The 24,366-nt window shown below is 72.2% G+C and carries 21 protein-coding genes; 15 read left to right on the top strand and 6 right to left on the bottom strand.

Annotation, left to right across the window (positions count from 1 at the left end; all coding sequences use genetic code 11):
• Nucleotides 1-127: 127 nt before the first annotated feature.
• The 7 genes from ACZ4IF_RS29230 (at nucleotide 128) to ACZ4IF_RS29200 (ending at nucleotide 7,093) form a co-directional block, all read left to right on the top strand.
• Complete coding sequence (locus ACZ4IF_RS29230) at nucleotides 128-1,075, top strand: hypothetical protein (RefSeq protein ID WP_467568054.1); 948 nt, start codon at nucleotides 128-130, stop codon at nucleotides 1,073-1,075.
• Nucleotides 1,076-1,169: 94 nt separating this feature from the next.
• Nucleotides 1,170-2,447, top strand: coding sequence for a DUF4241 domain-containing protein (locus ACZ4IF_RS29225; protein WP_467568052.1), 1,278 nt, complete (start codon nucleotides 1,170-1,172; stop codon nucleotides 2,445-2,447).
• Between the two features lie 213 nt (nucleotides 2,448-2,660).
• A complete protein-coding gene (locus ACZ4IF_RS29220) occupies nucleotides 2,661-3,107 on the top strand; it encodes a hypothetical protein (RefSeq protein WP_467568050.1) in 447 nt (148 codons plus the stop codon).
• Nucleotides 3,108-3,282: 175 nt separating this feature from the next.
• Nucleotides 3,283-3,900, top strand: a complete 618-nt coding sequence (locus ACZ4IF_RS29215) for an RNA polymerase sigma factor (protein ID WP_467568048.1) — start codon at nucleotides 3,283-3,285, stop codon at nucleotides 3,898-3,900.
• A 45-nt stretch (nucleotides 3,901-3,945) separates the two neighbouring features.
• Nucleotides 3,946-4,701: a hypothetical protein gene (locus ACZ4IF_RS29210; protein ID WP_467568046.1), complete on the top strand. Its 756-nt coding sequence runs from the start codon at nucleotides 3,946-3,948 to the stop codon at nucleotides 4,699-4,701.
• A gap of 656 nt (nucleotides 4,702-5,357) precedes the next feature.
• Complete coding sequence (locus tag ACZ4IF_RS29205; protein WP_467568044.1) at nucleotides 5,358-6,020, top strand: RNA polymerase sigma factor; 663 nt, start codon at nucleotides 5,358-5,360, stop codon at nucleotides 6,018-6,020.
• Nucleotides 6,020-7,093 (top strand): hypothetical protein, encoded by a 1,074-nt coding sequence (locus tag ACZ4IF_RS29200; protein WP_467568042.1) that lies wholly within the window; start codon nucleotides 6,020-6,022, stop codon nucleotides 7,091-7,093. Before ACZ4IF_RS29205 ends, ACZ4IF_RS29200 begins: the two co-directional genes overlap by 1 nt.
• 286 nt (nucleotides 7,094-7,379) lie before the next feature.
• On the opposite strand, the gene ACZ4IF_RS29195 is transcribed toward ACZ4IF_RS29200, so the two are convergent.
• Entirely contained in the window at nucleotides 7,380-8,204 is an 825-nt protein-coding gene (locus tag ACZ4IF_RS29195; RefSeq protein ID WP_467568040.1) for a L,D-transpeptidase family protein, read from the bottom strand.
• Nucleotides 8,205-8,444: 240 nt separating this feature from the next.
• Here ACZ4IF_RS29195 and ACZ4IF_RS29190 point away from each other — a divergent pair, with 240 nt between their 5' ends.
• A complete protein-coding gene (locus ACZ4IF_RS29190; RefSeq protein ID WP_467568038.1) occupies nucleotides 8,445-10,025 on the top strand; it encodes an acyl-CoA mutase large subunit family protein in 1,581 nt (526 codons plus the stop codon).
• A 90-nt stretch (nucleotides 10,026-10,115) separates the two neighbouring features.
• Nucleotides 10,116-10,766 carry a leucine efflux protein LeuE gene (gene leuE / locus ACZ4IF_RS29185; protein WP_345656338.1) on the top strand — a complete coding sequence of 217 codons (651 nt, stop codon included), beginning with the start codon at nucleotides 10,116-10,118 and terminating at the stop codon, nucleotides 10,764-10,766.
• 31 nt (nucleotides 10,767-10,797) lie between these two features.
• Here the strand turns inward: leuE and ACZ4IF_RS29180 are convergent, their stop codons facing one another.
• The gene (locus ACZ4IF_RS29180; protein ID WP_467568036.1) at nucleotides 10,798-12,255 is read right to left on the bottom strand and encodes an FAD-dependent oxidoreductase; all 1,458 of its coding nucleotides are present in this window, start codon (nucleotides 12,253-12,255) and stop codon (nucleotides 10,798-10,800) included.
• 38 nt (nucleotides 12,256-12,293) lie between these two features.
• Between ACZ4IF_RS29180 and ACZ4IF_RS29175 the strand changes: the two genes are divergently transcribed.
• The gene (locus ACZ4IF_RS29175; protein ID WP_467568034.1) at nucleotides 12,294-12,956 is read left to right on the top strand and encodes a TetR/AcrR family transcriptional regulator; all 663 of its coding nucleotides are present in this window, start codon (nucleotides 12,294-12,296) and stop codon (nucleotides 12,954-12,956) included.
• Here ACZ4IF_RS29175 and ACZ4IF_RS29170 read toward each other — a convergent pair.
• The 4 genes from ACZ4IF_RS29170 to ACZ4IF_RS29155 all read right to left on the bottom strand — a co-directional run bounded on the left by ACZ4IF_RS29170 (nucleotide 12,953) and on the right by ACZ4IF_RS29155 (nucleotide 17,523).
• Entirely contained in the window at nucleotides 12,953-13,861 is a 909-nt protein-coding gene (locus ACZ4IF_RS29170) for a class I SAM-dependent methyltransferase (protein ID WP_467568032.1), read from the bottom strand. The genes ACZ4IF_RS29175 and ACZ4IF_RS29170 overlap by 4 nt on opposite strands.
• A 187-nt stretch (nucleotides 13,862-14,048) precedes the next feature.
• Nucleotides 14,049-15,215: an acyltransferase family protein gene (locus ACZ4IF_RS29165; RefSeq protein ID WP_467568030.1), complete on the bottom strand. Its 1,167-nt coding sequence runs from the start codon at nucleotides 15,213-15,215 to the stop codon at nucleotides 14,049-14,051.
• Nucleotides 15,212-16,546 carry a polysialyltransferase family glycosyltransferase gene (locus tag ACZ4IF_RS29160; RefSeq protein ID WP_467568028.1) on the bottom strand — a complete coding sequence of 445 codons (1,335 nt, stop codon included), beginning with the start codon at nucleotides 16,544-16,546 and terminating at the stop codon, nucleotides 15,212-15,214. Before ACZ4IF_RS29160 ends, ACZ4IF_RS29165 begins: the two co-directional genes overlap by 4 nt.
• Nucleotides 16,543-17,523 (bottom strand): glycosyltransferase family 2 protein, encoded by a 981-nt coding sequence (locus tag ACZ4IF_RS29155; protein WP_467568026.1) that lies wholly within the window; start codon nucleotides 17,521-17,523, stop codon nucleotides 16,543-16,545. The genes ACZ4IF_RS29160 and ACZ4IF_RS29155 overlap by 4 nt, the downstream gene beginning before the upstream one ends.
• 198 nt (nucleotides 17,524-17,721) lie before the next feature.
• On the opposite strand from ACZ4IF_RS29155, the gene ACZ4IF_RS29150 reads away from it, so the two are divergent.
• The 5 genes from ACZ4IF_RS29150 to ACZ4IF_RS29130 all read left to right on the top strand — a co-directional run bounded on the left by ACZ4IF_RS29150 (nucleotide 17,722) and on the right by ACZ4IF_RS29130 (nucleotide 24,106).
• Nucleotides 17,722-19,047 carry a DUF6716 putative glycosyltransferase gene (locus tag ACZ4IF_RS29150; RefSeq protein ID WP_345656345.1) on the top strand — a complete coding sequence of 442 codons (1,326 nt, stop codon included), beginning with the start codon at nucleotides 17,722-17,724 and terminating at the stop codon, nucleotides 19,045-19,047.
• An 80-nt stretch (nucleotides 19,048-19,127) separates the two neighbouring features.
• The gene (locus ACZ4IF_RS29145; protein ID WP_467568024.1) at nucleotides 19,128-20,441 is read left to right on the top strand and encodes a cytidylyltransferase domain-containing protein; all 1,314 of its coding nucleotides are present in this window, start codon (nucleotides 19,128-19,130) and stop codon (nucleotides 20,439-20,441) included.
• Between the two features lie 14 nt (nucleotides 20,442-20,455).
• Entirely contained in the window at nucleotides 20,456-21,394 is a 939-nt protein-coding gene (locus ACZ4IF_RS29140; RefSeq protein WP_359493691.1) for an N-acetylneuraminate synthase family protein, read from the top strand.
• Between the two features lie 29 nt (nucleotides 21,395-21,423).
• Nucleotides 21,424-22,536, top strand: a complete 1,113-nt coding sequence (locus ACZ4IF_RS29135) for a hypothetical protein (protein WP_467568022.1) — start codon at nucleotides 21,424-21,426, stop codon at nucleotides 22,534-22,536.
• A 349-nt stretch (nucleotides 22,537-22,885) separates the two neighbouring features.
• Entirely contained in the window at nucleotides 22,886-24,106 is a 1,221-nt protein-coding gene (locus ACZ4IF_RS29130) for an amidohydrolase (RefSeq protein WP_467568145.1), read from the top strand.
• Nucleotides 24,107-24,366: the final 260 nt, after the last annotated feature.

Below are 24,366 nucleotides of genomic sequence, written 5' to 3'. Positions count from 1 at the left end.
GTCGCACCGGATTCGGCGGCCGTGATGGCGATGTGTGCCGTTATGCCCGGACGTTCGCGGTCGCGTCGGCGGCTGTTGTATAACCGGGCCGCAAGCGAGCTCTCCCTCCCTGCCGAAGGGTTACTCCGTGCTGCCCGGAACACGTCTTCGCCCAGGAAAGCGGCGCGCGGTCGCCGCGCTGGCGGTGGCCGCCGCGACCGCGGTCGCCGTCTCCGGATGCGCGCCGCACGGCGGCGGCAAGCGGAAGTCGGCGGGCGAGCGCACCGCCTCCTCGCGCACGACGCGGGCCGAGGACGGGCCGACGGCCACGTCACGCCCCGGTGCCGGGCGCGGGCCGGCGCCGAAGCCGAGGACGGCGGAACAGTTCACCGCCAGGGCCCGGCAGGCCATGGCGGCCGAGAAGGGGTGGACGTTCGCCCTGCGCGGCAGCGAGACGCTCCTCATGCAGGGGCAGCGGCCCTCCACCGCCACGTACGCGGCGACGTCCGACCGCACCACGGCCCCCGCCGCGCTCCGGCAGAACGGCCTGATCACCACCAGCAAGGAAGTGCGCAAGCCCGAGCTGGTCTACGTCGTCGGCCGCACCGGCTACGTCAAGGAAGGCGCCGAGGCGTGGAAGCACGGGCCGCTGTCCGACCCCGACATCGCCAACGACGTCGAGGATCCCGTGGCCGAGCTGGAGGCGTTCGGCGCGTACGCCAAGAGCGCGAAGGTGCAGCGTACGGGCGCCGGCGGTCGTGACGTGCGCCTCCAGGTCTCCGCCGCCGGCTGGTCGTTGCCGGCCGCCCGCAGCCGTCCCGCGCTGAAGCGGGCGGTCCGGGAGATGGAGCCCGCGCTGGCCCAACTACGGGACGCCGGGGTGACGGCGTCCGACGGCAGCGTCACGCTCAAGAGCTTCACCGAGACATGGAACCTGGACGCGGCGCACGGATACCGGCTCGTCTCGCACCGCTACGCCTACACGTTCCTCGTCCCGTACCGCGGCGGAGACATCTCGGTGAGCCAGGAGGTACGGGCCGACAACCACGGCGTGTTCACGGGCAGGGTGACGCTGCCCGCCGACGTCGGCCGATGACTTTCCCCCGGAGCCCCGGGCGCCGGGGGAGCGGCGCCGAGGACTGCGGATCCTGTGTCCGACCGTGTGAGACAGCGTGGAGGGGAGCGGCCCGATGAACGGCACGGAGATCATCGATGTCGTGTACGGCGAGGGGTGGGACTTCGGGCGCGGGGCCGTGCTCGGGCCGATCGGTGCCGAGGCCGCCGCGGCCCGTGACGCCGCGGGGGAACCGTACGCGGTGGTGCTGAGGCAGGCCGACAGTCTCGGGGCGATCGTCGCGCACGTGGACTGGTCGCACCACTACCTCGGCCTCTGGGTGTCCGACCTGCACGGGCGGCGGTTCATGGAGGTGGACCTGCGGCGGCTCACGGCGGACCGGCTCTTCCTCACCTGTCGGCGCGGTTGGGCGTACCCCGACGAGGGGAGCCCGGAATTCGCGGCGGACGCGGGGCGGGTGACGATCGAGCTGCGGCCGGACGGGCGGGGGACCCAGATCGTCGAACCGCAGGGCGACAGGGGCGGCTCGCGATACACGACCGCGGACGTCCCCGAGGAGCAACGATGGTTCCCCGTACCCCAGTTCGGGCAGTGGAAGGGGCTGCTCGCGCCGCTCGGCAGCGATCACGCGCCCGGCCTCGAGCTGCGGGAGACCGTGGCGGTCGCCCGGACCGGCGAGTCCGGTGGTCCGAACTGGCGGGCGCCGCGGGGGATGCGGCCCGGGCACCTGGACGAACTGTTCACGCCCGGCGCCCGCTTCTCGACGGACCGGCAGGAGTACACCGTCTGGGACCCGATCCCGGCCGGGACGCTGCGACTGCCCAGCGGTCGGCTGGTGGCCCGCGACCCCACGTACGCGGAGTGCGAGCAGGACGCCGGGTTCACGGTCACGGTGGCGCCCGGCGACTATCCGGTGCAGCTCGCCTCCGCGGGGTACACGGCCGAGCACGAGGGACGGACGCTGATCCTCGACGAATACACCGCGGCCCGCGTCCTCGTGTCCGAACGCCCGGCGGTGCGATGGGAGTTGGCGCTGCTCCCCGGACAGGACGAACGGCTCCTGCGGGACGGGCAGTTCTACGGCTTCGGCGTGGACGCCGGAACCGGCGCCTTCGCCGACGCGAGCACGGCCGCGGACCTCGGCCGCAGGTTCTGGGACGGCCAGGTGTCGGGCGTGCTGACGGAGGACGACCACGGCATCGCGGTCGTGGACGACGCGGCCACCGGCACCAACCTGATCGCCTACCCGAGCGGCCGGGGCGACGGCGCCTATCCGGTGTGGATCGGCCGGGACACCGGCGGCGAGGTCGCCTGCTTCGTGGCGGACATGCTGATCCTGAGCGGGGCTGAGCCGCTGCCGGGGGAGGCGGGAGAGGACCGGTCCACGGGATAGCCGGGCACGGCCCGCGGGAGGTCCGGCCCGGGAGGTCCGCCGGAGCGAGGGCTTCGGACGCTTGAGCCGACCGAATAGTTGTATGAGGACGGGATTTTCCTCGCATGACCTTTGTCACTGTCGCCGCACGTGATGTTCGCGGCGTGCCTTCCGCTTGGTCTGGTGACCGGGGGAGTCGCGCGCTCGTGCGCGGTGGAGTGAGGAGCGGGAGCCATGGAGGAGCGGGGGCCGGCCGAGTCGCGGATGCGTCGGCACGCGGAGCTGTTCGTGCGACAGGTCACGGCGCGGAACCGGCTGCCGCTGGACTACTCCGTCAACAGCCTGCGCGTCATCGACTTCATCCTGGACGGACTGCGCAAGGGCGGGTCCGACCGGGCCGCGGTCCAGCAGGTGCTGTTCGGGATCGGCGCCTACACCGGCGAGGTCCTGGTGCGGCGGGCCGGGGCACGCTGGGTCGAACTCGACGCCGGGCAGCGCGAGCTGTTCGGCCAGCCCTGCGGTGTGCGGATGCCCGACGGAAGGGTCTGGAATCCGCTGGGGAAGGTCGTCAAGCGGTTCGAGTTCGGGGAACGGGAGTCCGTGCGGACCTTCTATCTCCAGCTGCACGGACGAGTGCCGCAGGTCAGGGCCGCGGCCGGCAGTGGCAGGCGGTCCGGTTGAAGGGGGCGTGCCCACCGTGCAGGAGTGGCCCGAGGGGGACGTGGGACGTGTGAGGTCTCTGACAGGCTGTGACATTTCTGTGCCGCCTGACGCAGAGGAGCGTGGAAGCGTGCACGCGGCCGACCGTGTCGCACGGCGTGAATCCGGACGATCTCGGTACAAAACGAGGACTGTGTTGGGTCAAGGAGGGGAACCCCGCCGCGTGCAGGCACGCGACGCGGAGCTGGGCGTGGCCGTCGCGCGGGCGCAGGAGGGGGACGAGGCCGCCTTCGCGGCGGCCTACCGGATCGTGCAGCCCGGACTGCTCGGGTACCTGCGCGGGATCGTCGGCGACGACGCGGAGGACGTGGCGTCCGACGCCTGGCTGGAGATCGCGCGGGACCTCGGACGCTTCCGGGGCGACGGGGCGGGCTTCCGCGGCTGGACCGCGACCATCGCCCGGCACCGCGCACTGGACCATCTGCGCCGGCTCAAGGTGCGGCCGCGGGCGACCGCCCTCGAACAGGACCTGCTCGAACTGCCCGGCGCGCACAACACCTACGACCAGGCGCTGGAGTCCCTCTCCACACAGGACGCCCTGCGTCTGGTGGCAGGACTGCCGCGCGACCAGGCGGAGGCGGTCCTCCTGCGCGTGGTCGTCGGACTCGACGGGCCGGCCGCCGCGCGGGTCCTGGGCAAGCGGCCCGGCGCGGTGCGCACCGCGGCCCACCGCGGCCTCAAACGCCTGGCCCAGCAGCTCGGCGTCGGCGGTGTGACGGATGAAGGCCCCAGAACGCTGGGGGAGTCGAGATGAACGGCAAGAAGTCCAAGAAGGTGTCGGGCAGGGATGGATCCGGACATGGGTGAACGACACGGTCACGGCGGCTCGTCCGACCGTCGGGTCGCGCACCCGGGCGAAGCGGGCCGGCCCGGCCTCGGTGAGCTCCTCGCCTCCGCCGTGCGGGCGGAGACCGTCGACGCCGAGGGCGAGGCCCGTGCCGTCGCCGCCTTCCGCACCGCCCGGGACGAAGGCGCGCTCGCCGCGCGGACCCGGCGCCGCGACGACTGGCGGCCGCGGGAGCAGCGGCGGGCGATCCGTTCGCTGAAGGCCATGTGTGCCGTACTGCTGGCCAGTCTGACGCTGGGCGGGGTCGCGGTCGCGGCGATCGGCTCGGCGTCCGACGAGGACGGCGACGACCAGGGCAGGGCCACGGCGCGGCCGTCGAGGAGTGTTCCGGACCGTCCCGCCGCCGAGTCCGTCCCGCAGGCGTCGCCCACCGCCGCCGCCCCGGACGCTGCCGGGCGGGGCCGGGCGTCCGCCCACCCGACGCAGGCCCAGGACACCGTCGCCCATTGCCGCGCCTACGACTCGGTGAAGGGTCGGGGCAAGGCCCTGAACTCGACGGCCTGGCAGCGTCTCGTCACCGCTGCCGGCGGCGAGGACAAGGTCGCGGCGTACTGCGCCGAGCAGTTGGCCGACGCGCCCAGGACCGGAGCCGGGAACGGGGTCGGGACCGGGGCCGGGAACACCAAGCAGCCGGGGGCCACGCAGGGGCCGGATGCGCCCACGACCGCGTCGCCGCCGAAACCGGCGAAGTCCAACGGCAAGCCGTAGCACCGTTCGCGAGCGTCCCCTTCAGGCCTGAGCGGTCCGCGGAGCCGGATTGCTCACAAGGCCCACGCGTCCCGCGAAGTCCAGGTGGCTGACGCGATTCACCGTTCACGCCGCGCGCCGGGCGCGCGCGGCGCAACCGAGGCCCGGGTACCCGTCGCGGGCCGGCGACCGACACGGCCCGAGGGCGTGATCCGGCCATGCGCCGCGGGCGCGGACCGGCGTTCCGCAGGCACGGACGGACCCTCCGATGACCTGGACGGACCCGGCGGGAGCGTGAACGGGCGTGCCCCGAAGACGAAAAGAGGCGCCCCGTGACCTCGGAGGCGCCTTGGCCGATGGCAACGGCCGGGGCCGCCACCCCCCACAGGAGAGGCCCCGGCCGTCGCGCGGCACGGGCCGCGCGGCGGCCCGTACTCTCTACAGCGCCGCGGCTGCGTTTTGTGTCACACCTCTCTGCGTCACGACTTAGTTGCATGCTGTACGAACATGGACGAGCAGCGGTTTCACGCCGTAACGTGCCTTTCGCGCCGGAGTGCGGGGGACGACAGGCCGCCGCAGCCGACCGCGGTCCTGGAGCCGCGGCCGACGAACGACGACCACGACGGCGAGAACCCGGTCCGCGAGAGCGGCGCCGGCTCAAGCGCAAGAGAGGCGCGGTGCTGGGGGACGACGCGGAGCTGACCGCCGCGGTGCTTGCTGCACAGGACGGGGACGAGACCGCGTTCCGGACTGTGTACCGCACGGTGCACCCACGGCTGCTCGGATATGTACGGACGCTGGTCGGCGAGGCGGACGCGGAAGACGTCACGTCCGAGGCCTGGTTGCAGATCGCGCGCGACCTGGAGCGGTTCAGCGGCGACGCCGACCGGTTCCGCGGGTGGGCCGCCCGTATCGCCCGCAACCGGGCGCTCGACCACGTACGGATGCGCGGGCGGCGACCCGCGATAGGCGGCGACGAGACCGAACTGACCGGCAGGGCCGCCGAGTCCGACACCGCGGGCGAGGCCATCGAGGCCCTCGCCACCGACAGCACCCTCTCGCTGATAGCCCAGCTCCCGCAGGACCAGGCGGAGGCCGTCGTGCTGCGTGTCGTCGTCGGCCTGGACGCCAAGTCCGCCGCGGAGACCCTCGGCAAGCGCCCGGGCGCGGTCCGCACGGCGGCCCACCGCGGCCTGAAGCGGCTCGCGGAGCTGCTCGGCGGCGACGCGGACACCGGCGGCGGACTCGGTGCCGTTCCCCCACAAAGAGGATCGCGCGCACGCGCGGTGACGTCCGCGGGTGTGACGCATACGCGTTCGCGGACGCAGAAGGACATGTGATGGCCGACGAGCAGTACAGGTGGCTGGACCGCGAAGCGGCGGAGCGATTGCTGCGCGGTGAGCCGCTGGAAGCCGTCGACGCCGACTCCCGGGCCCAGGCGGAACGGCTCGCCGACGCGCTCGGAGCGCTGTCCGCGGGATCCATGCCGAACGGCAGTGAACTCCCGGGCGAGGAAGCCGCGTTGGCCGCCTTCCGCAAGGCGCGTACCAGCGGAGACGGTGCGGCCGTGCAGCTCGGCCGCCGTGCACTCGCCCGTCCCGGGGCCCATGCGGCGGACGCCGGACTCGTACGGATCGGGCGGCCCGGGGTGGGCCGCCGCGGGGTTCGCTGGGGCCGTCCCGTGCGGGTCGGGCTCGCCGCGGCGCTGGCCGCGGGGATGATCGGCGGGGTCGCCGTGGCGGCCGGGACCGGCGTCCTGCCGACTCCGTTCCGTGACGACAAGCCCGCTCCGGCCGCCTCGGTCACCGCGGCCCGCACACCGGAACAGCCGCTCGTCTCGCCGTCGCCGGCGACTCCCGGCGGCTCCGTGACGCCGACGCCCGACGGCACCACGAACGGCCCCTCCGGACGCGGACCGGCCTCGCCGGACGACCGGACGGACGACGGCGCCACTCCGGGAACCCGGCCGGGCTCCCGGGGCAAAGAGGACTCCGACCGCACACGCGAGTGGTGGAGGCGTACGCGGCTGTCCTGCCGCGACATCCTGGCCGGCAAGGACCTCGACGCGGGCCGCAGGCGCGGCCTGGAGGACGCGGCGGGCGGCAGTGGACGGGTGAAGACCTACTGCGCCGGCCTGCTGAACCGGCTCGACGACCGCTCCGACCGCGACGAGGGCGACGGCAAGGGCCCCGGCCGTGACGACCGGGGAGACCAGGGGGACCAGGGTGACCAGGGCGGTGACGGCGACAGCCACCACATACTGCCCGGCGACGGCCACCACAGCGGCGTCATCGGCACGCCGTCACCCTCGTACTCCGCGCTGAGCCCCCTGCTGCCGCGGACGTCCCTGCCGTCGTCGCCGTCACCGACGGCGACGCGGAGCGTCCTCGCGTCGCTCCTCACCGCCCACTGAGGGCGCCGTGCGCACCCCGCCGCGGTGCGCGGATCCTCGGGGCGTCGCCGCTCCCGGCGCAGGGGCACCGCCTCTGACCTGCGGTTTCGTACTTCTTTCAACTTTCTTCGGTCCGGGTGTGACGTTTTCGGCCGCCGCGACGCAGTAATGGGTGAGCCGACTGGTCATCGGCCGTAGCACGGAGCCGGGGTTCCCCCCGTACCCACGGCTCTGTGCACCTGGCGCGGGCGGGACACGTTCCCCCGGTCCCGCCCGCGCCCCACACCCTCTCCCGCGCCCCCGGCGCTCACCAGTACACGACGACCTTGTCGCCGTTGCGGACCTGGGCGAACAGGGCGGCGATCTTCCCCTCGTCCCGGACGTTGACGCAGCCGTGCGAAGCGCCGTAGTAGCCGCGGGCCGCGAAGTCCGAGGAGTAGTGGACCGCCTGGCCCCCGCTGAAGAACATCGCGTACGGCATGGACGTGTGGTAGATCGTCGACACGTGGTACCGCGACTTGAAATAGACGCTGAACACACCCTCGCGGGTCGGCGTGTACTGCGAACCGAACCGCACGTCCATCGACGAGACGGTCTTCCCGTCGACCATCCAGCGCAGCGTCCGGCTCGTCTTGCTGATGCACAGCACCCGGCCCGTCATGCAGCGCGGATCCGGCTTCGCGGCCGGCTGACCGCCGTACGGGTACAGCTCCCAGGACGCCGGCTCGTGCGTCATCCTCCGCAGCCGCTGCCAGGTGACCGTGTCCAGCTCACCGGTGCGCGGCAGACCCCGCTTGCCCTGGAAGCCCTTGACGGCCTTCACCGTCGGGGAGTCGTACTTCCCCGTCGGCGGGGTGATGAGCCAGGCGACCTGGTGCAGCCGGGCCTGGAGCTCGCGGACGTCGCGGCCCTTGTCACCCCGGGACCACAGGACCTTCGGGGCGGTGGTGGCCGGCTCGCCGCCGGGCTTCCCGCTCTCCTTGCCGTCCCCGGACGCCGACGGGCCGCGGCTGTCGCCGCGCACGGGCGGCGGCTGCTTCCCGTGGGCGTCCACGGCCTGCGCCGTGCAGCCGCTCAGCAGGATGAGGGCCGTGAGGCCGGCCAGCGATCTCCCCATGCCCGTCGTACGCATTCGGACCCCCCGTTTCGCCGTTGTGTCACCTGAGATGCTCCCCGCGCGTGACCGGTTGCGAACTAGACGGCATGGTGGAGAGCGAGAAGTCGAAACGAAACGAACCGCGGAACAGGTCCGTGAACCGGTCTGTGAGGAAGGTCCCAGCGTGGGGCACTGCACCGGGCGCACGGCCGCGGCTACAGTCCGTCGCGAGGGTCGGGTCCTACTAGTAAGTAGCTTCAGCGGGAGGCACAGCACATGGCGCGCGAATCCGAGTCCGGTCTGCCCATCGAGCCGGTGTACGGGCCGGAGACTCTGGAGGGTTGGGACCCGTCCGAGAAGCTGGGCGCGCCGGGTTCGTACCCCTTCACCCGCGGTGTGTATCCGTCGATGTACACCGGCCGCCCGTGGACGATGCGGCAGTACGCCGGCTTCGGCACGGCCGTGGAGTCCAACGCCCGCTACAAGCAGCTGATCGCCAACGGCACCATGGGCCTGTCGGTCGCCTTCGACCTGCCCACCCAGATGGGCCACGACTCGGACGCGGCCATCGCGCACGGTGAGGTCGGCAAGGTCGGCGTCGCCATCGACTCGATCGACGACATGCGCGTGCTGTTCGGCGGGATCCCGCTGGACAAGGTCTCCACGTCGATGACCATCAACGCGCCCGCTTCCCTGCTCCTGCTGATGTACCAGCTGGTCGGCGAGGAGCAGGGCGTGCCGGCCGACCAGCTGACGGGCACGATCCAGAACGACGTGCTCAAGGAGTACATCGCGCGGGGCACGTACATCTTCCCGCCGAAGCCCTCGCTGCGTCTGATCGCGGACATCTTCAAGTACTGCAAGGCCGAGATCCCGAAGTGGAACACCATCTCGATCTCGGGCTACCACATGGCGGAGGCGGGTGCCTCGCCCGCGCAGGAGATCGCGTTCACGCTCGCGGACGGCATCGAGTACGTCCGCACGGCGGTCGCCGCCGGCATGGACGTGGACGACTTCGCCCCCCGTCTCTCCTTCTTCTTCGTCGCCCGCACGACGATCCTCGAAGAGGTCGCCAAGTTCCGTGCCGCGCGCAGGATCTGGGCCCGGGTCATGCGGGACGAGTTCGGCGCCGAGAACCCGAAGTCCCTCATGCTGCGCTTCCACACGCAGACCGCCGGTGTGCAGCTGACCGCGCAGCAGCCGGAGGTGAACCTGGTCCGCGTCGCCGTCCAGGGGCTGGCCGCCGTCCTCGGCGGCACGCAGTCCCTGCACACCAACTCCTTCGACGAGGCGATCGCGCTCCCCACCGACAAGTCCGCGCGCCTGGCGCTGCGCACCCAGCAGGTGCTGGCGTACGAGACGGACGTCACCGCCACCGTGGACCCCTTCGCGGGCTCGTACGTCATCGAGAAGATGACCGACGAGGTCGAGGCGGCGGCCGTCGAACTCATGGGCAAGGTCGAGGACCTGGGCGGCGCGGTCAACGCCATCGAGCACGGCTTCCAGAAGAACGAGATCGAGCGCTCGGCGTACCGGATCGCGCAGGAGACCGACTCGGGCGAGCGGGTCGTCGTCGGCGTCAACCGCTACACGATCGACGTCGAGGAGCCCTACGAGCCGCTCCGCGTCGACCCGGCGATCGAGGCCCAGCAGGCCGAGCGCCTCGCCAAGCTGCGCGCCGAGCGCGACCAGGCCGCGGTGGACGCCGCTCTCGCCGACCTCAAGAAGGCGGCCGAGGGCACGGACAACGTCCTCTACCCGATGAAGGACGCCCTCCGTGCCCGTGCCACGGTCGGCGAGGTCTGCAACGCGCTGCGCGAGGTCTGGGGCACGTACGTGCCGTCCGACGCCTTCTGAGCCGGCCCGCGGTCCACGCCCGGACCGACCCCGTCTCACCGGGCGAAACCCGTGAGTGGAGTGTCGTGCGCGCGTGCGACACTCCACCTCATGCTTGGTGTCATTGATCTGCCCACCTATCTGGCGGGCCTCGTGCTGATCGTGCTGCTGCCCGGTCCGAACTCGCTGTACGTGCTCTCGGTCGCGGCCCGCCGGGGCGTCCGCGCCGGTTACACCGCCGCCGCGGGCGTGTGGTGCGGGGACACCGTGCTGATGACGCTGTCGGCGGCGGGCGTCGCGTCGCTGCTGCAGGCGAACGCCGTGCTGTTCGGGATTGTGAAGTACGCGGGCGCCGGCTATCTCACGTGGCTGGCGGTCGGGATGCTGCGGGCCGCCCGGGGGATGTGGCGGACCCGGCGGGAGCGGGTCGTGGAGTCCGGTGAGGCCGTGGAGGCCGCCGGGGAACGGCCGTACCGGCGCGCGCTCGTGATCAGCCTGTTCAACCCGAAGGCGATCCTGTTCTTCGTCGCCTTCTTCGTACAGTTCGTGGACCCGGGGTACGCCTACCCCGCCCTGTCGTTCGTGGTCCTCGGTGCTTTCGCGCAGCTCGCCAGCTTCCTCTACCTCACGGCGCTGATCTTCAGCGGCACCCGGCTGGCGTCGGCCTTCCGCAGGCGCAAGCGGCTGTCCGCGGGTGCCACGACGGCCGCGGGCGCCCTCTTCCTCGGCTTCGCCGTGAAGCTCACGCTCGCCAGCGCCTGACGCTCCGCCGGGCGCCCGGCCGGCGGTCGGCTCACCGCAGGCCCACGCCGGCCGCGTACGGCGCGAGGCCGTCCGCCGAGGTGCCCGCCCAGCCGACGTAGCCGTCCGGGCGGACGAGGAACAGGCCGCGCCCGTAGGCGTCGTGGTCCGCGATCCGGACGGTGCGGACATCGCAGAGGCGCGGCAGGTCCGCGTCCGTGCCGACCGCCAGCAGCGTCCACCGCGGTCCCTGGAAGGCGTCGAAGAGGCGTACGCCGTCGCGGATGCCGTCGGGGGCGCGGTCGCCCGCGTGCAGCGCGTCCTCGGAGAGGCCCGTGCGGGTCTCCACCGCGAGCGTGCGGTCGCGGTAGCCGAGCCCGAGCTGCTGGGTGGCCGCCCCGCGCCGGACCTCACCGCGGTGGACCCGCGTGGACAGGCCGAGCATGTCGGCGGCGTTGGGCAGCCGTTCCTCCTCGTACGAGTCGAGGAGCGCGTCGGGCGCCGCGTCGCGCAGCACCGCGCCGAGCTTCCAGCCCAGGTTGTACGCGTCCTGGATGCTGGTGTTGAGGCCCTGGCCGCCGGCGGGTGAGTGGATGTGCGCGGCGTCCCCGGCGAGGAACACGCGGCCCGCGCGGAAGCGTTCGGCGAGACCCGTGCGCGGGCGGAAGTCCGAGGCCCAGCGGACCTCGGTCACCGCGTCGGGCGCCAGGTGCGTGCGGGCGGCGACGACCTTGCGGATGGCGTCGGGTGACAGATCGACGTCCGTGCCCTCGGGGAACTGGGCCGTGAGCTGGAAGTCGTCGGTGCCCGCGAGCGGGCAGAGCGCGAGGAGTCCCCCGCCCTCCGCGGCCGGCGGGAAGACGTGCCAGTTGTCGCGGTCGAGCCCGCTGACGCGGACGTCGGCCACCAGCGTCGGGCTCGGGTCCACGGTCTCGCCCGTCATGCCGATCCCGAGCGCGCGCCGCACCGCGGAACGGCCTCCGTCGGCGGCGACCGCGTACCGCGCACGGACGGGCGGGCCGGCGGCGAAGCGGGCGGTCACGCCGTCCGCGTCCTGGGTGAGCGAGACGAGCTCCCGTCCGAAGGCGACCTCGCCGCCCAGTTCCTCCAGCCGCGCGAAGAGGATCTCCTGCGTGCGCCACTGGGGCACCATCCACGGCGTGCCGTACGGCGCGGTCTCGCTCGCGGGGCTCTCGTCGAACATCCGGTGCTCGGCCTGCCGTTCGCCGTCGCGCCAGATCATCCCGACCGGATAGGGGCCGCCCGCCCGCTGGATCGCGTCGTGCACGCCGAGGTCGTCGAGGACCTCCAGGGTGCGGGGCTGGAGTCCCTTGCCGCGCGAGCCCGGGAAGAGCGCGGCGGAGCGCTCCACCACGCGTGCCGGGACGCCGCGCCGGGCGAGGTCGACGGCGAGGGCGAGTCCGGTGGGGCCGGCCCCCACGACGAGTACGTCCGTGCCGACGCGTGCGTCCTTGTCCACGACCCTCTCCTTAACGCTGTTAAGTTCCATGGCGGCAGCATGCGCTTAACGGCGTTAAACTGTCAAGCGTGGTCACCCAGAGATCCCCCAAGCTGGACAAGAAGCAGGTCGTCGCCACCGCGCTGCGGCTGCTGAACGAGGCCGGTCTCGACGGCCTCACCCTCCGCGCCATCGCCAAGGAGCTGAACGTCCAGGCACCGGCCCTGTACTGGCACTTCAAGAACAAGCAGGAACTGCTCGACGAGATGGCGACGGAGATGTACCGGCGCATGGTCGACGACGCCCGGGACACGTCCGACACCACCTGGCAGCAGCGCCTCCTGACCGCCAACCGAGGACTGCGCACGGCGCTGCTGAGCTACCGCGACGGCGCCAAGGTCTTCAGCGGCTCACGCTTCACCGGCACCCTGCACGCGGTCGAGATGGAGCGGACCCTGCGGCTGTTCACCGGGGCCGGCCACACCCTCGCCCAGGCGGTCCGCGCGACCACGACGGCGTTCCTCTACACGATCGGCTACGTCACGGAGGAACAGGGCGTCCAGCCCCTGCCGGGGGAGCGCCGCGAGGGGTACGACGTCGAAGAACGCGCCCGCCTGATGGCCGACTTCCCCCTGTCGGCCGCGGCGGGCGCGGAGATCTTCGAGGACTACGACCAGCACTTCGAGGAAGGGCTGGCCCTGGTGATCGCGGGCATCGAGGCCCGCTACGGCGCGGGAGGAGGATCCCGCTAGCCCCGGCCCGTACGGGCGTTGCGGATCGCCCGGGCGACGACGGGCGGCAGCAGGTCGGCGGCCAGACGGCGACCGCGCCCGCGGCGCCGAGCCGGGACCGGGGCCGGCGTGGCGGAGGCGGGCGCGTCGCCCGGCCCGGAGGACGGTGCGAACCGCGCGGTCGGGAACTGCGGTGCCCTCATGCCGTCCGACTTGAGCCGGACGATGCGGTGGCCGGCCGCCTCCTGGACGCTGAGCCGGCAGTCCCCGCGCCCGCGTGCCATCGCCAGCAGCTCCTCCTGCACGGGGCCGGGATCGCCCCAGGTGCCGTACAGCTTCTGCGTGCTCAGACAGATCGGGCGCAGGCCCCGGTTGAGCACGGCCTCCCACACAGCGATCGAGACGCCCGGCGTGTGCTCCGAGCGGAAGTCGTCCAGGACCACCACCCCGCCGGGCAGCAGCACGTCGCGGGCGGCGCCGATGTCGCCGTGCACATGCTCGTACAAGTGCGAGGCGTCGATGTGGACGAACCGGCAGGAGCCGGGAGCGACCTCGGCGGGGACGAGGGAACTGGGGCCCTGGAGGACGCGGGGCAGGGTCTCGTGGAAGGAGCGATAGTTCTCCTCGAAGGCGCGCCGGGTGAGCGTGCGGTACGACTTCGTCGACTCCGCCTCGTTGGCGTCGTCGGGCGCGTCGCCCTCGAAGAGGTCGCACACGGTGTAGCGCTCGTCCTCCCGCGGGCGGCGCCCCAGGAAGATGGCGCTCTTGCCCAGGTAGACCCCGACCTCCAGCAGGTCGCCCCGGACACCGGCGCCCTCCTGCCGGTCGAGGAACCAGTCGAAGAGCACCTGGTCGAGCACGGGGAACCAGCCGGGGACGTCGTCGAGCGTGCGGGGCGGCCGGGTCGTGCCGGGTACGGCTGTCATGAGGAGAGATCACTCCCTGGCGGAGCTGGCGGGGTACGGGGACTGCCGTACGCCTGCCCGGCGACACACCCCCAAACGGCCGCCGAGATGAACGGCGGGCCAACTTGCCCGGACATCCACGCCGTCGAGCGTCGGACCGGCCGGCGTCGGCCGGCCCGGCGCTCGACGGGCTGCTAGGAACGGGCTGCTAGGAGCGGGGGCGCGACAGGGCCGTGCGGATCCTCGGGGTGAGCCACTCCTCGACGTAGCGGTTGAGCAGCCAGGCCAGCAGCAGCATCGTGGCGACCGTCAGCAGGAACGTGCCGTAGGACGGGATGTGCAGCGTGCGGTGATAGGCCTGGATGGCCACCCAGCCCAGGTGCTCGTGGACCAGGTAGAAGGGGTACGTCAGCGCACCGGCGACGCTCAGCCAGCGCCAGTTCGCCCAGTTCAGCCGGCCGAGCGCGATCGCGGCCACGGCCACGTAGCCGAGTGTGACGACGAGGACGATGCCGAACGAGGTGCGGTACGAGAAGAAGTCCGGGTCGGGAGCGTGCCACAGCCGCTGGACGGCGTAGTGCTGGCCGATCAGCCAGCTCACCCCGACGATTCCCCAGGCGTACGCGTCCCGCCGGTCGCGGTGCACGAGGTAGAGGCCGACGCCGCCGATGAAGAACGGCGCGTACTCCGGCATCAGGACGAGGTCGAGGAGCGGCTCGTGCGCGGCCTGCGCGATCGCCGCGGCCAGCGTCCAGCCGGCGCAGAAGAGGATCACCCGCTGCCGGCTCGCGCCGGGCAGCACGATGCACAGCGCGAACAGGGCGTAGAAGCGGACCTCCGCCCACAGCGTCCAGCACACGCCGAGCACCCGGTCGACGCCCAGGGGCTGCTGGAGCATCGTCAGGTTCACCAGCGCGTCGCTCGGCGAGACCGCCTTGTACGCGACCACGGGCAGCGCGAACACCGCCGTCACGATGACGATCGCCGCCCAGTAGGCGGGCAGCAGGCGGGAGGCACGGGAGGCGAAGAACGCGCGCAGGGTGCGGCCCCAGCCGCTCATGCAGATCACGAACCCGCTGATGACGAAGAAGACCTGGACGCCCAGACATCCGTAGGCGAAGTACGAGTGCAGCAGGGGGAATTGATGCTGGGGCGAACTGCCCCACGCCTGTGTCACCTCGCCGTCGCGTCCCCCGTAGTGGTACCCGGCGACCATCAGCGCGGCGACGAGCCGCAGTCCGTCGAGCGCGCGAAGGCGCGGAGCGTGCGCCCGGGCCGGTATCCGGGGCGGGACACCGTCGGCCCCGGTGCCCGGCGTGGATTTCGTGGGCGTGTCCAGGGGTGCGGCGGCGGGCCCGGCGGCCGAGGCGGTCATCCGAGCGTCGCCCGCTTGAGCGACCGGGCGCGGCGCGCCACCCGGCGGACCGTCGCGTTGCGCGGGATGAAGGCGAGCTGCGCCGGGACCGCGCCGGGCAGCGCCAGCGAGGTGAGTCTGCGGCGCTTGAAGTACCGCCAGGTGCTGTCGTTCAGATGACGCGTCAGGTAGCTCTCGGCGGTCCCGCGCAGATCCGGGTAGATCTTCGGCTGCATCGCGAACCCGACGGCCTGCACGAGCGCGGTGAGCGCCGTGACGTCCATCGCGCGCCGCTGCTCGGCGACCGCCGCCTTGTCCGTGAGCTCCGGCAGCAGGGCGTCCACGACGGTGACGGGGATGCGGTTGCTGTTCTCGTACGGGGTGAGGCGGTCCAGCAGCGACCCGGTGCCGATGCGGGCGACGGGCAGGCCGTACAGCGCGGACGCGGTGAGCAGCGCGGTGGAGAAGCAGCCGACGACCAGGGCGGGCCGCATCCGCTGGTAGAGCACCTCGGCGAGGACCGGTGTGTCCAGCACGGTGAGGTCGGCGCCGAGTCGCTCGGCCTCCTTCTCCAGGGTGCGCGACCAGCGGGCGGGAGCCGTCGGATGCGGTTTGAACACCACGCGGGTGTGACCGAGCGCGATCGCGCCCTTCAGCATCCGTACGTGCAGGTCCTCCTCCTCCTCGGCGGTGAGGATGCCGAGCGCGGAGAGGTACTGGCCGAGGAGCAGCGCGGGCTCGTCCATCGCGGGCAACGCGTCGCCGGTGTCGACGAGTTCGCCGAGCACCTTGACGAACGCGTCCGTCGGCACGATCTCCGGCCGCACGTCGAACTCGGTGAGCAGCAGCGGGACCAGACCGGGGACGAGGTCCAGGTGGAGCAGCCGGGTCACCCGGGTGCCGACCAACGGGTCGATCTTGTTGCGGGTGGGGCCGTAGCTCATCAGGCCGTCGGCGTACACGGTGACGGGTGCGCCGGTGAAGATCTGCGCGACGCCCAGCGCCGGGTTCACCTGGATCGACTCGACGGCCAGCTCGACGTCGTCGTCGCCGAGGTCCCAGGCGAGCCGCAGGTGCCGCTCCCACAGGGGCACGTCGTCGAGGCGCGGGGCCCAGCCGCCGGGGTGGAAGGGCGAGATGGTCTCGTTCCACGAGATCACGTCGTCGAACCGGCCGCGCAGCCGCTCGAAGCCCGGCATCTCGTCCACGCCGGGCGTCGTCTCGGGCGTCGCCGCGTTGTTGGAGACGAGCAGGATGCGCCGGTCGGCGGGGGCGAAGCAGTCGGTGTCCAGGGCGGCGGCGAGGGTGGCCGTGCCGTACAGCGTGGACGCCATGAAGATCTGCGTGGTCACGCGGCCACCCCCGTGCCGGGAGCGGGCCGGCGGCGCAGCCGGCGCAGCCGGGTGGCGCGCTGGACGTCCATCGAGTCGAGGGCGTCGTCGAGCACGTCCTGCGGCATGCGCCGCAGGGCGACCGCGCTCATCGACTTGAGTTTCCGCGCCACGGGTGGCTCGAACCTTTCGATGGATCCAAGGTGATGGGAAATGATCGCGCAATACGTGCGCACGGCTTTGGGCAGGAGTTTTTCCGCGTCACGGTCCTCGGCGGTTTCCGCCACGACCTGATCGAACGCCCGAATGAAATCCAGCTGACGTACGTCGCCGATCTGGGTCAGTGAGGAGGCCACGCCACGCCGGTAGAACACGCCGAGCAGTCCCACCGTGGCGAAGGATTCGGCCTCCCGGTGCAGCTTCCAGATCCACGGCCGGTCCTCGGCCGTACGCAGCCCGTCGGTGAAGTGCAGCAGGCCGCGGTCGACCAGACGGCGGTGGTAGATGCCCGCCCAGGCGTACGCGTAGTCGACGGACGTGGACCGGTCGGCGGGCAGGATCGCGTCGCGCGGATTCATCACCACACCGCGCCGGCCGTGCGGGACCCGGTTGACGGTCCGGGCCCGCGCGGTGCACTGGACATGGTCCGTGCGTACGAAGTCGCAGCCCAACTCCTCTATGGAGGACAGGAGTTGCTCGTAGTAGCCGGGGGCGAGCCAGTCGTCCCCGTCGAGGAACGTGAGGTATTCGCCGCGCGCGGTGTCGATGCCCGTGTTCCGCGCGGTGGCCAGCCCTCCGTTCTTCTCGTGTCTGACATACACCGCACCCGGGAGCTCGCGCTCCGCGCGCGCGAGAATGTCAGGTGTCTCGTCGCGCGAGCAGTCGTCGACGAGAATGAATTCGAAGTCCTCGCGTGTGTTCGCACGCAGGCTCTTCAGGGTGTCGGGCGCATATTGCTGCACGTTGTAGAACGGCACGATGACGGAGAGCTTGACCACCCACGTGACGTTAGGCGGCGGCCCGGCATTCGTCTTGACCGTTGGTGAGATGTCAGGTGAACGACGCGTGGCGAAGCCGTGAACCCAGCTGATTTCCGTGCGCGGCGCGGCCCGATTCGCCATTCGTCGATGTGCTGTTAACCGTTTGTTGCATTCGGGTTGGGCCGCACCTCGAAATGGCTTCCTAGCGTCTTCGACGTGCCAGCAAGTACCACGAAGTCCCTGCGGGTGGCCGTCCTCGCGGATTCCGATACCCGGTGGAAATGGGGCTCGCTCACCGCGAACCGCCTTTCCCCCGCCGAATCGGACATGCGCCTCGACGGCTTCCTCCTGCGCGGCCGTGCCACTCCCACCGCCCGCCAGCTCGAAGAGGTCGGCGTCCGCGCGGATTCCCTCCGCGAGGTCACCGCCGTCGAATTCCTGCGCGAGATGGCGAAGGAGCCGTACGACGTCCTGGTCCTCGCGCTGGTCGGCGGCGCCGTCCAGGCGATGCTGCACGGCCTCGCCCACGCCTGGGACGGGCGCACGCGGCGGCCCGTGGTCGTCACCGGCTACGTCGGCGTCGTCTACGAGAAGCTCGCCGACGGCCTGCTCCTGCGGCACGGCGCGGACCTGGTTCTCGCCAACTCCCGCCAGGACGCGGACCGGTTCCGGGCCGTGTACGAAGGAGTGGGCGCCGACGCCTCCTCGGTGACCGAGGTCGCGCTGCCCTTCCTCGGCGGTGCGGACTACACCGGGAACGACCCGTACACGGTCGTCTTCGCCGCGCAGCCCTCGGTGCCGGAGAGCCGCAAGGACCGCACGTACCTGCTCGACCGGCTGATCGGGCACGCCCGCCTGCACCCGGAGCGCGAGGTGCTGCTCAAACTGCGCTCCAAGCCGGGCGAGCACACCACGCACATCGAGGAACTGCCCTACCAGAAGCTGGCGCAGAAGACCGACCTGCCGCCCAACTTCCGCCTCGTGTACGGGCACATGGGCGAGGTCCTGGACCGTACCGACCTGCTGGTCACGGTCAGCTCCACCGCGGCCCTGGAGTCGCTGCACCGGCGCATCCCCACCGTCGTCCTGACCGACCTCGGGGTGCGCGAGGCGCTCGGCAACCACCACTTCGTCGGCTCCGGCTGCCTCGCCTCCTGGGACCAGCTCGACGACGGACACCGGCCCACGCCCGACGCGGCCTGGGTGGCCCGGCAGGGCGTCGTCGCCGGGGGCCCCTCCTCCCGGCACGGCTCCTACGAGACGGCCTTCGACGGGGCGCGCCTGCGCATCGGCGAACTGCTGGAGGCCGGGAGCCTGCCGCCGCTCGCGCCCTACTACACGCCCGTCACCGCGCCCGGATACCTGCCCGGCATCCTCGCCCGCCACCACCTCGGCCCGGACGGCAGCCCGCTGCCCGGCGCGCCCGCGGCGGACAAGGAGCCCAGCCCCGTACGGCAGATCGTGCGCCGGGCGGCCCGCGGCGCCTACCGCCACGGCGTCCAGCGCGTGGCACCGGTGATCCGGCGGATGGGTGAGCTGTGAGCGCCGCCGGCCGGCGCGACGCGCCCGGAAACCTCCGCCCCCCACGCCTCTCTCGCCTCCCTCGTCAAGGAGAACAGCGCATGACCCATCAGGAAGCGGACCAAGCGGCGCCGATGCGCCGGGTGCTCGCGGTGATCCCCGCGCGCGGCGGCTCCAAGGGCGTGCCCGCGAAGAACCTCCTCCCGGTCGGCGGTGTGCCGCTGGTGGCCCGCGCGGTGCGCGAGTGCCGCGCGACCCGCCTCGTCACGGACGTCGTGGTCTCCACGGACGACCAGGCGATCGCGGCGGCGGCCCGGCAGGCCGGCGCCGAGGTCGTGCTGCGTCCCGCCGCCATCGCCGGCGACACCGCGACCTCCGAGGCCGCCGTCCTGCACGCCATGGACGCCCACGAGGCGCTGCACGGCTCGGTCGTCGACGTGGTCCTCCTCGTCCAGTGCACCAGCCCGTTCATCGTCCGCGAGGACATCGACGGCGTCGCCGCGGCGGTCGTCGAGAACGGCGCGGACACCGCCCTGACCGTGGCCCCGTTCCACGGGTTCATCTGGCGGGACGCGGCCGACGACCCCGCCGTCGTGGACACCGCGCACACCGCCGAGGCGAGCGCGGCCGGCGCGGGAGGCACCACCAAGGTCGCCAACTCCACCGGCACGGGGGGCGGCTACGGCGTCAACCACGACAAGTCCTTCCGTCCCCGGCGCCAGGACCGCCCCCAGGACCTCCTGGAGACCGGCGCGGCCTACGCGATGGACGCGACGGGACTGCGCGAGCACAAGCACCGCTTCTTCGGCCGCACCGAGCCGGTGCGCACCGACCCCGCGCGGGTCCTGGAGATCGACGACCCGCACGACCTCGCCCGCGCCCGTGCCCTCGCGCCCCTCTTCGACGCCGACCGTCCCGGCTCCCTCCCGACCGCCGACGACATCGACGCGGTCGTCCTCGACTTCGACGGCACCCAGACCGACGACAGGGTGCTGATCGACTCCGACGGACGGGAGATCGTCTCCGTGCACCGCGGGGACGGCCTCGGTATCGCGGCCCTCCGCAGGAGCGGCCTGACGATGCTCATCCTGTCCACGGAGAAGAACCCGGTCGTCGCCGCACGCGCACGCAAGCTCCAGATCCCCGCGCTGCACGGCATCGACCGGAAAGACCTCGCACTGAAGCAGTGGTGCGAGGAGCAGGGCATCGCGCCTGAGCGCGTGCTCTACGTCGGCAACGACGTCAACGACCTCCCGTGCTTCGCCCTCGTCGGCTGGCCCGTGGCGGTCGCGAGCGCCCACGACGTCGTGCGCGGCGCCGCACGCGCGGTCACCACCGTCCCCGGCGGTGACGGCGCGATCCGAGAGATCGCCAGCTGGATCCTCGGCCCCTCTCTCGATTCCCTCGACAAGTAAGGAACTTCTCCACCATGAGCACCAACTCCCGTCTGCGCAGCTTCGGTTCGAAGACCGCCGGCCCGGGTCACCCCGTGTACGTCGTCGGCGAGATCGGCATCAACCACAACGGCGAGCTCGAGAACGCCTTCAAGCTGATCGACGCCGCCGCCGAGGCCGGCTGCGACGCCGTGAAGTTCCAGAAGCGCACGCCGGAGATCTGCACCCCGCGCGACCAGTGGGACATCGAGCGTGACACCCCCTGGGGCCGCATGACCTACATCGACTACCGCCACCGCGTGGAGTTCGGTGAGGACGAGTACCGCCAGATCGACGAGTACTCCAAGGAGAAGGGCATCGCCTGGTTCGCCTCCCCGTGGGACACCGAGGCCGTCGCCTTCCTGGAGAAGTTCGACGTCCCGGCCCACAAGGTCGCGTCCGCGTCCCTGACCGACGACGAACTGCTGCGTTCGCTGCGCGCCACCGGCCGCACGGTCATCCTGTCCACCGGCATGTCGACCCCGAAGCAGATCCGCCACGCGGTCGAGGTCCTCGGCTCGGACAACATCCTGCTGTGCCACGCCACGTCGACCTACCCGGCCAAGGCCGAGGAGCTCAACCTGCGCGTCATCAACACCCTGCAGGCCGAGTACCCGAACGTCCCGATCGGCTACTCGGGCCACGAGACCGGCCTGCAGACCACGCTCGCCGCGGTCGCCCTGGGCGCCACCTTCGTCGAGCGCCACATCACCCTCGACCGCGCCATGTGGGGCTCCGACCAGGCGGCCTCCGTCGAGCCGCAGGGCCTGACCCGCCTCGTCCGCGACATCCGCACCATCGAGGCCTCCCTCGGTGACGGCGTCAAGAAGGTCTACGAGTCCGAGCTCGGCCCCATGAAGAAGCTGCGTCGTGTCGCGGGCGTCGTCGCCGAGGCGGAGATCGCCGCCGCCGCGGGCGAGCCGGTCGCGGTCTGAGCGCCTTACGACGGGACGGTCGTACACCGATGAGCCCCCGCGCCGGTTCCGCCGGCAGCCACACCCTCGCCTTCGTCGAGAGTCCGGTACAGCTCCTGAACGTGCTGGAGTGGGCGCACACGCACGCCCACAGTGCCCCGGCGGCGGCCGACGCGGGGCTCACCCGTGTGACGGCGCCCGGCGCGGAGCTCACGCTCGTCGTCCTGTCCCCGAACGACCCGATGACCCGCGGCCAGTTGCGCCGCATGGCCGAGCTGGCCCGCGACGAGGGCCACGAGGTCCGCTGGGAGGAGGCACGCGGCGGCACCACCGCCCCCTTCCACACCATCGGGGGACTGGCCCCGCTGCTCCGCCGGGCCCGGCGCATCGTCATGGGGGACCCCTTCTCCCGGTACGTGCAGCTGCTGCTGACCATCACCCGGGCCCAGGACCTGGTCGTGGTCGACGACGGCACGGCGACGATGGAGTTCGTCGCCCAGCTCGCCCGCGGTGAGCGCCTGGTGCGCTGGCACCGGCGCGGTGGCCGCCCCGGCCCGCGCGACGTGCTCTTCGCCCCGGTCTCCGCCGCGGCCCGCCGCCGTCTCACCCCGACCGAGCACCGCACGGTCGAGGTCTTCTCCTCCATGCCGATCGAATCGGCGCCGGACGGCGTCCGCGTCACCGCCAACGACTTCTCCTGGACCCGCGCCCGCTTCGGGCCACCCCGTATCACCAAGGGCGCCGACCTCGTCGGCACCTCCCTCGTCGAGACCGGGGTCGTCGACCCGGACCGCTACCTGGAAGCGGTGCGCTCCCTCGCCGCCGCCCACGGCGCGACCCGCTACTTCGCGCACCGCCGTGAGAGCACCGACAAGCTGCACCGGCTGGCCGCCGAGACCGGGCTGGAGATCGTCCGCCCCGACCTGCCCCTCGAACTGATCGCCCGCCGGGGCCCCATCGGCCGTACGATCCTGAGCTTCCCGTCGACGGTCGTCCACACCCTCCCGCTCGCCCTCGTGGGCACCGAGGTCCGCGTGGCCGTCTGCGACATCGACCCCGCCTGGCTGACGGAGAACGCCTCGCCGCGCGCGCAGGGCTTCCTGTCGGGGGTCACGGGCACCGCACGCGACGTCCACCGGCTCTCGGCGGTGAGCACGGCCTGACGCCCCGACACCCCGAGGCGCACGCCCCGTGTTGGAACAATGGCGCTCACATGAGCGTCCGGCGGCGGGTGAAGGGCGCGGACGTGGTATGCGTGGGGTACGGGAATGGCCTCGGGAACCCCGAGCGTTCCCCGGACGGGTTCCGCGCGCCCTCGCGGACCGGAATCGAGGGCCGGTCACCACATCGGCCCAAGATCCAATCGCCCGGAAAGCCGGGCGAGTTTACCCATCCCCGCCAATAGCTATGCGGTGCGCGGCCGATTTTTCTTCCCCTAACGGGCTGAAGTTTTGTTGATCGTGGGTCGGTCGGCCGCCCGATCGCCCTACCCTTCAAAGGGTGAACCAACTGATGTCCCGAGAGTCCGAGGCCGATCTCCCCGGGGAACCGCTGCTCCCCGGCGCGCTGCCCGAGGCACTGCGCGCCGAACTCGTTGCGTTCCGCCGAGACCTGCACATGCACCCCGAGCTCGGCAACCAGGAGTTCCGCACCACAGCGGCGCTCAAGGCGCGCCTGGAGCAGGCCGGCCTGCAGCCGCGAGTGCTCGCCATCGGCACCGGACTCATCTGCGACATCGGCGACCTGGACGGCGTACGGCCCATGCTCGCGCTGCGCGCCGACATCGACGCGCTGCCCATCCCGGACACCAAGACCGACTGCGCGTACCGGTCCACCGTGCCCGACCGTGCCCATGCCTGCGGCCATGACATCCACACGACGGTCGTGCTCGGCGCCGGGCTGGTCCTCGCCGAGCTGCACCGCGAGGGGCGGCTGCCCCACCCCGTGCGGCTGATCTTCCAGCCCGCGGAGGAGGTGCTGCCCGGCGGCGCCCCGGACGCGATCGACTCGGGCGTCCTGGACGGCGTGGGGCGCATCATCGGCGTGCACTGCGACCCGAGGGTGGACGCGGGGCGCATCGGGCTGCGGCACGGCGCCATCACCTCGGCGTGCGACCGGCTCGAGGTCTCACTCGACGGCGCGGGCGGGCACACCGCGCGCCCGCACCTCACCACCGACCTCGTCACCGCGGCCGCCCGTGTCGTCACCGACGTGCCGGCCCTCGTCGCCCGGCGCGTCGACGCCCGCAGCGGGCTCGCCGTGACCTGGGGCCGTATCGAGTCGGGCCACGCCTGCAACGTCATCCCGCAGCACGCCGAGCTCTCCGGGACGGTGCGCTGCCTGGACCTGGAGGCCTGGCGGGCCGCGCCCGACCTGCTGCACGCAGCGATCGACGAGATCGCGAACCTCTACCGCGCCAAGTCCGAGATCAACTACATCCGCGGCGTCCCCCCGGTCGTCAACGACCCGGCCGTCTCGGAGCTCCTGCGCCACGCGATGACCGCACGGCGCGGAGCGCACTCCATCGAGGACACCGAACAGAGCCTCGGTGGCGAGGACTTCTCCTGGTACCTGGAGCATGTGCCGGGTGCGATGGCCCGCCTCGGGGTACGCACCCCGGGCGACCGCACCACCCGAGACCTGCACCGCGGCGACTTCGACGCGGACGAGTCGGCCATCACCGTCGGCGTCGAGCTGTTCACGGCGGCGGCACTGCTGGACGCCGGGGCGTGACGAGGACGGGCGCGTCCGGCGACTCGGTCGCGCCCTTCACCGTCGCGCAGTAGCGTGGGCCGAGCCATCCGTGGCCACGGGCCTCGTCACGTGGGCCGCTCCTTGCGGACGCGAAGGGTGATGCCGGTGGCGGGTGTTGTGCGCCCCCATGCTCCTTTCGGCCCCGTGGTTCACAAGGACGTAACCGGCCATCGGCACGAATGGATAACGGCCACGCGGTACCCCGTTCCCTGGACGGTCTACGCGCGTTAATCTGCGCC

The organism is Streptomyces sp. NPDC025784, assembly GCF_055558435.1.
Note: the sequence above shows the minus strand (reverse complement) of the source record. Positions and strands in the feature narration are given on the sequence as shown.

Coding starts and splice junctions, on each gene's coding strand:
- ACZ4IF_RS29190 (WP_467568038.1), top strand. CDS start 8,445: ATGGCGCGCGAATCCGAGTCCGGTCTGCCCATCGAGCCGGTGTACGGG.
- ACZ4IF_RS29210 (WP_467568046.1), top strand. CDS start 3,946: ATGGGTGAACGACACGGTCACGGCGGCTCGTCCGACCGTCGGGTCGCG.
- ACZ4IF_RS29145 (WP_467568024.1), top strand. CDS start 19,128: ATGACCCATCAGGAAGCGGACCAAGCGGCGCCGATGCGCCGGGTGCTC.
- ACZ4IF_RS29140 (WP_359493691.1), top strand. CDS start 20,456: ATGAGCACCAACTCCCGTCTGCGCAGCTTCGGTTCGAAGACCGCCGGC.
- ACZ4IF_RS29130 (WP_467568145.1), top strand. CDS start 22,886: ATGTCCCGAGAGTCCGAGGCCGATCTCCCCGGGGAACCGCTGCTCCCC.
- ACZ4IF_RS29165 (WP_467568030.1), bottom strand. CDS start 15,215: ATGACCGCCTCGGCCGCCGGGCCCGCCGCCGCACCCCTGGACACGCCC.
- ACZ4IF_RS29180 (WP_467568036.1), bottom strand. CDS start 12,255: ATGGAACTTAACAGCGTTAAGGAGAGGGTCGTGGACAAGGACGCACGC.
- ACZ4IF_RS29170 (WP_467568032.1), bottom strand. CDS start 13,861: ATGACAGCCGTACCCGGCACGACCCGGCCGCCCCGCACGCTCGACGAC.
- ACZ4IF_RS29195 (WP_467568040.1), bottom strand. CDS start 8,204: ATGCGTACGACGGGCATGGGGAGATCGCTGGCCGGCCTCACGGCCCTC.
- leuE (WP_345656338.1), top strand. CDS start 10,116: ATGCTTGGTGTCATTGATCTGCCCACCTATCTGGCGGGCCTCGTGCTG.
- ACZ4IF_RS29135 (WP_467568022.1), top strand. CDS start 21,424: ATGAGCCCCCGCGCCGGTTCCGCCGGCAGCCACACCCTCGCCTTCGTC.
- ACZ4IF_RS29200 (WP_467568042.1), top strand. CDS start 6,020: ATGGCCGACGAGCAGTACAGGTGGCTGGACCGCGAAGCGGCGGAGCGA.
- ACZ4IF_RS29225 (WP_467568052.1), top strand. CDS start 1,170: ATGAACGGCACGGAGATCATCGATGTCGTGTACGGCGAGGGGTGGGAC.
- ACZ4IF_RS29220 (WP_467568050.1), top strand. CDS start 2,661: ATGGAGGAGCGGGGGCCGGCCGAGTCGCGGATGCGTCGGCACGCGGAG.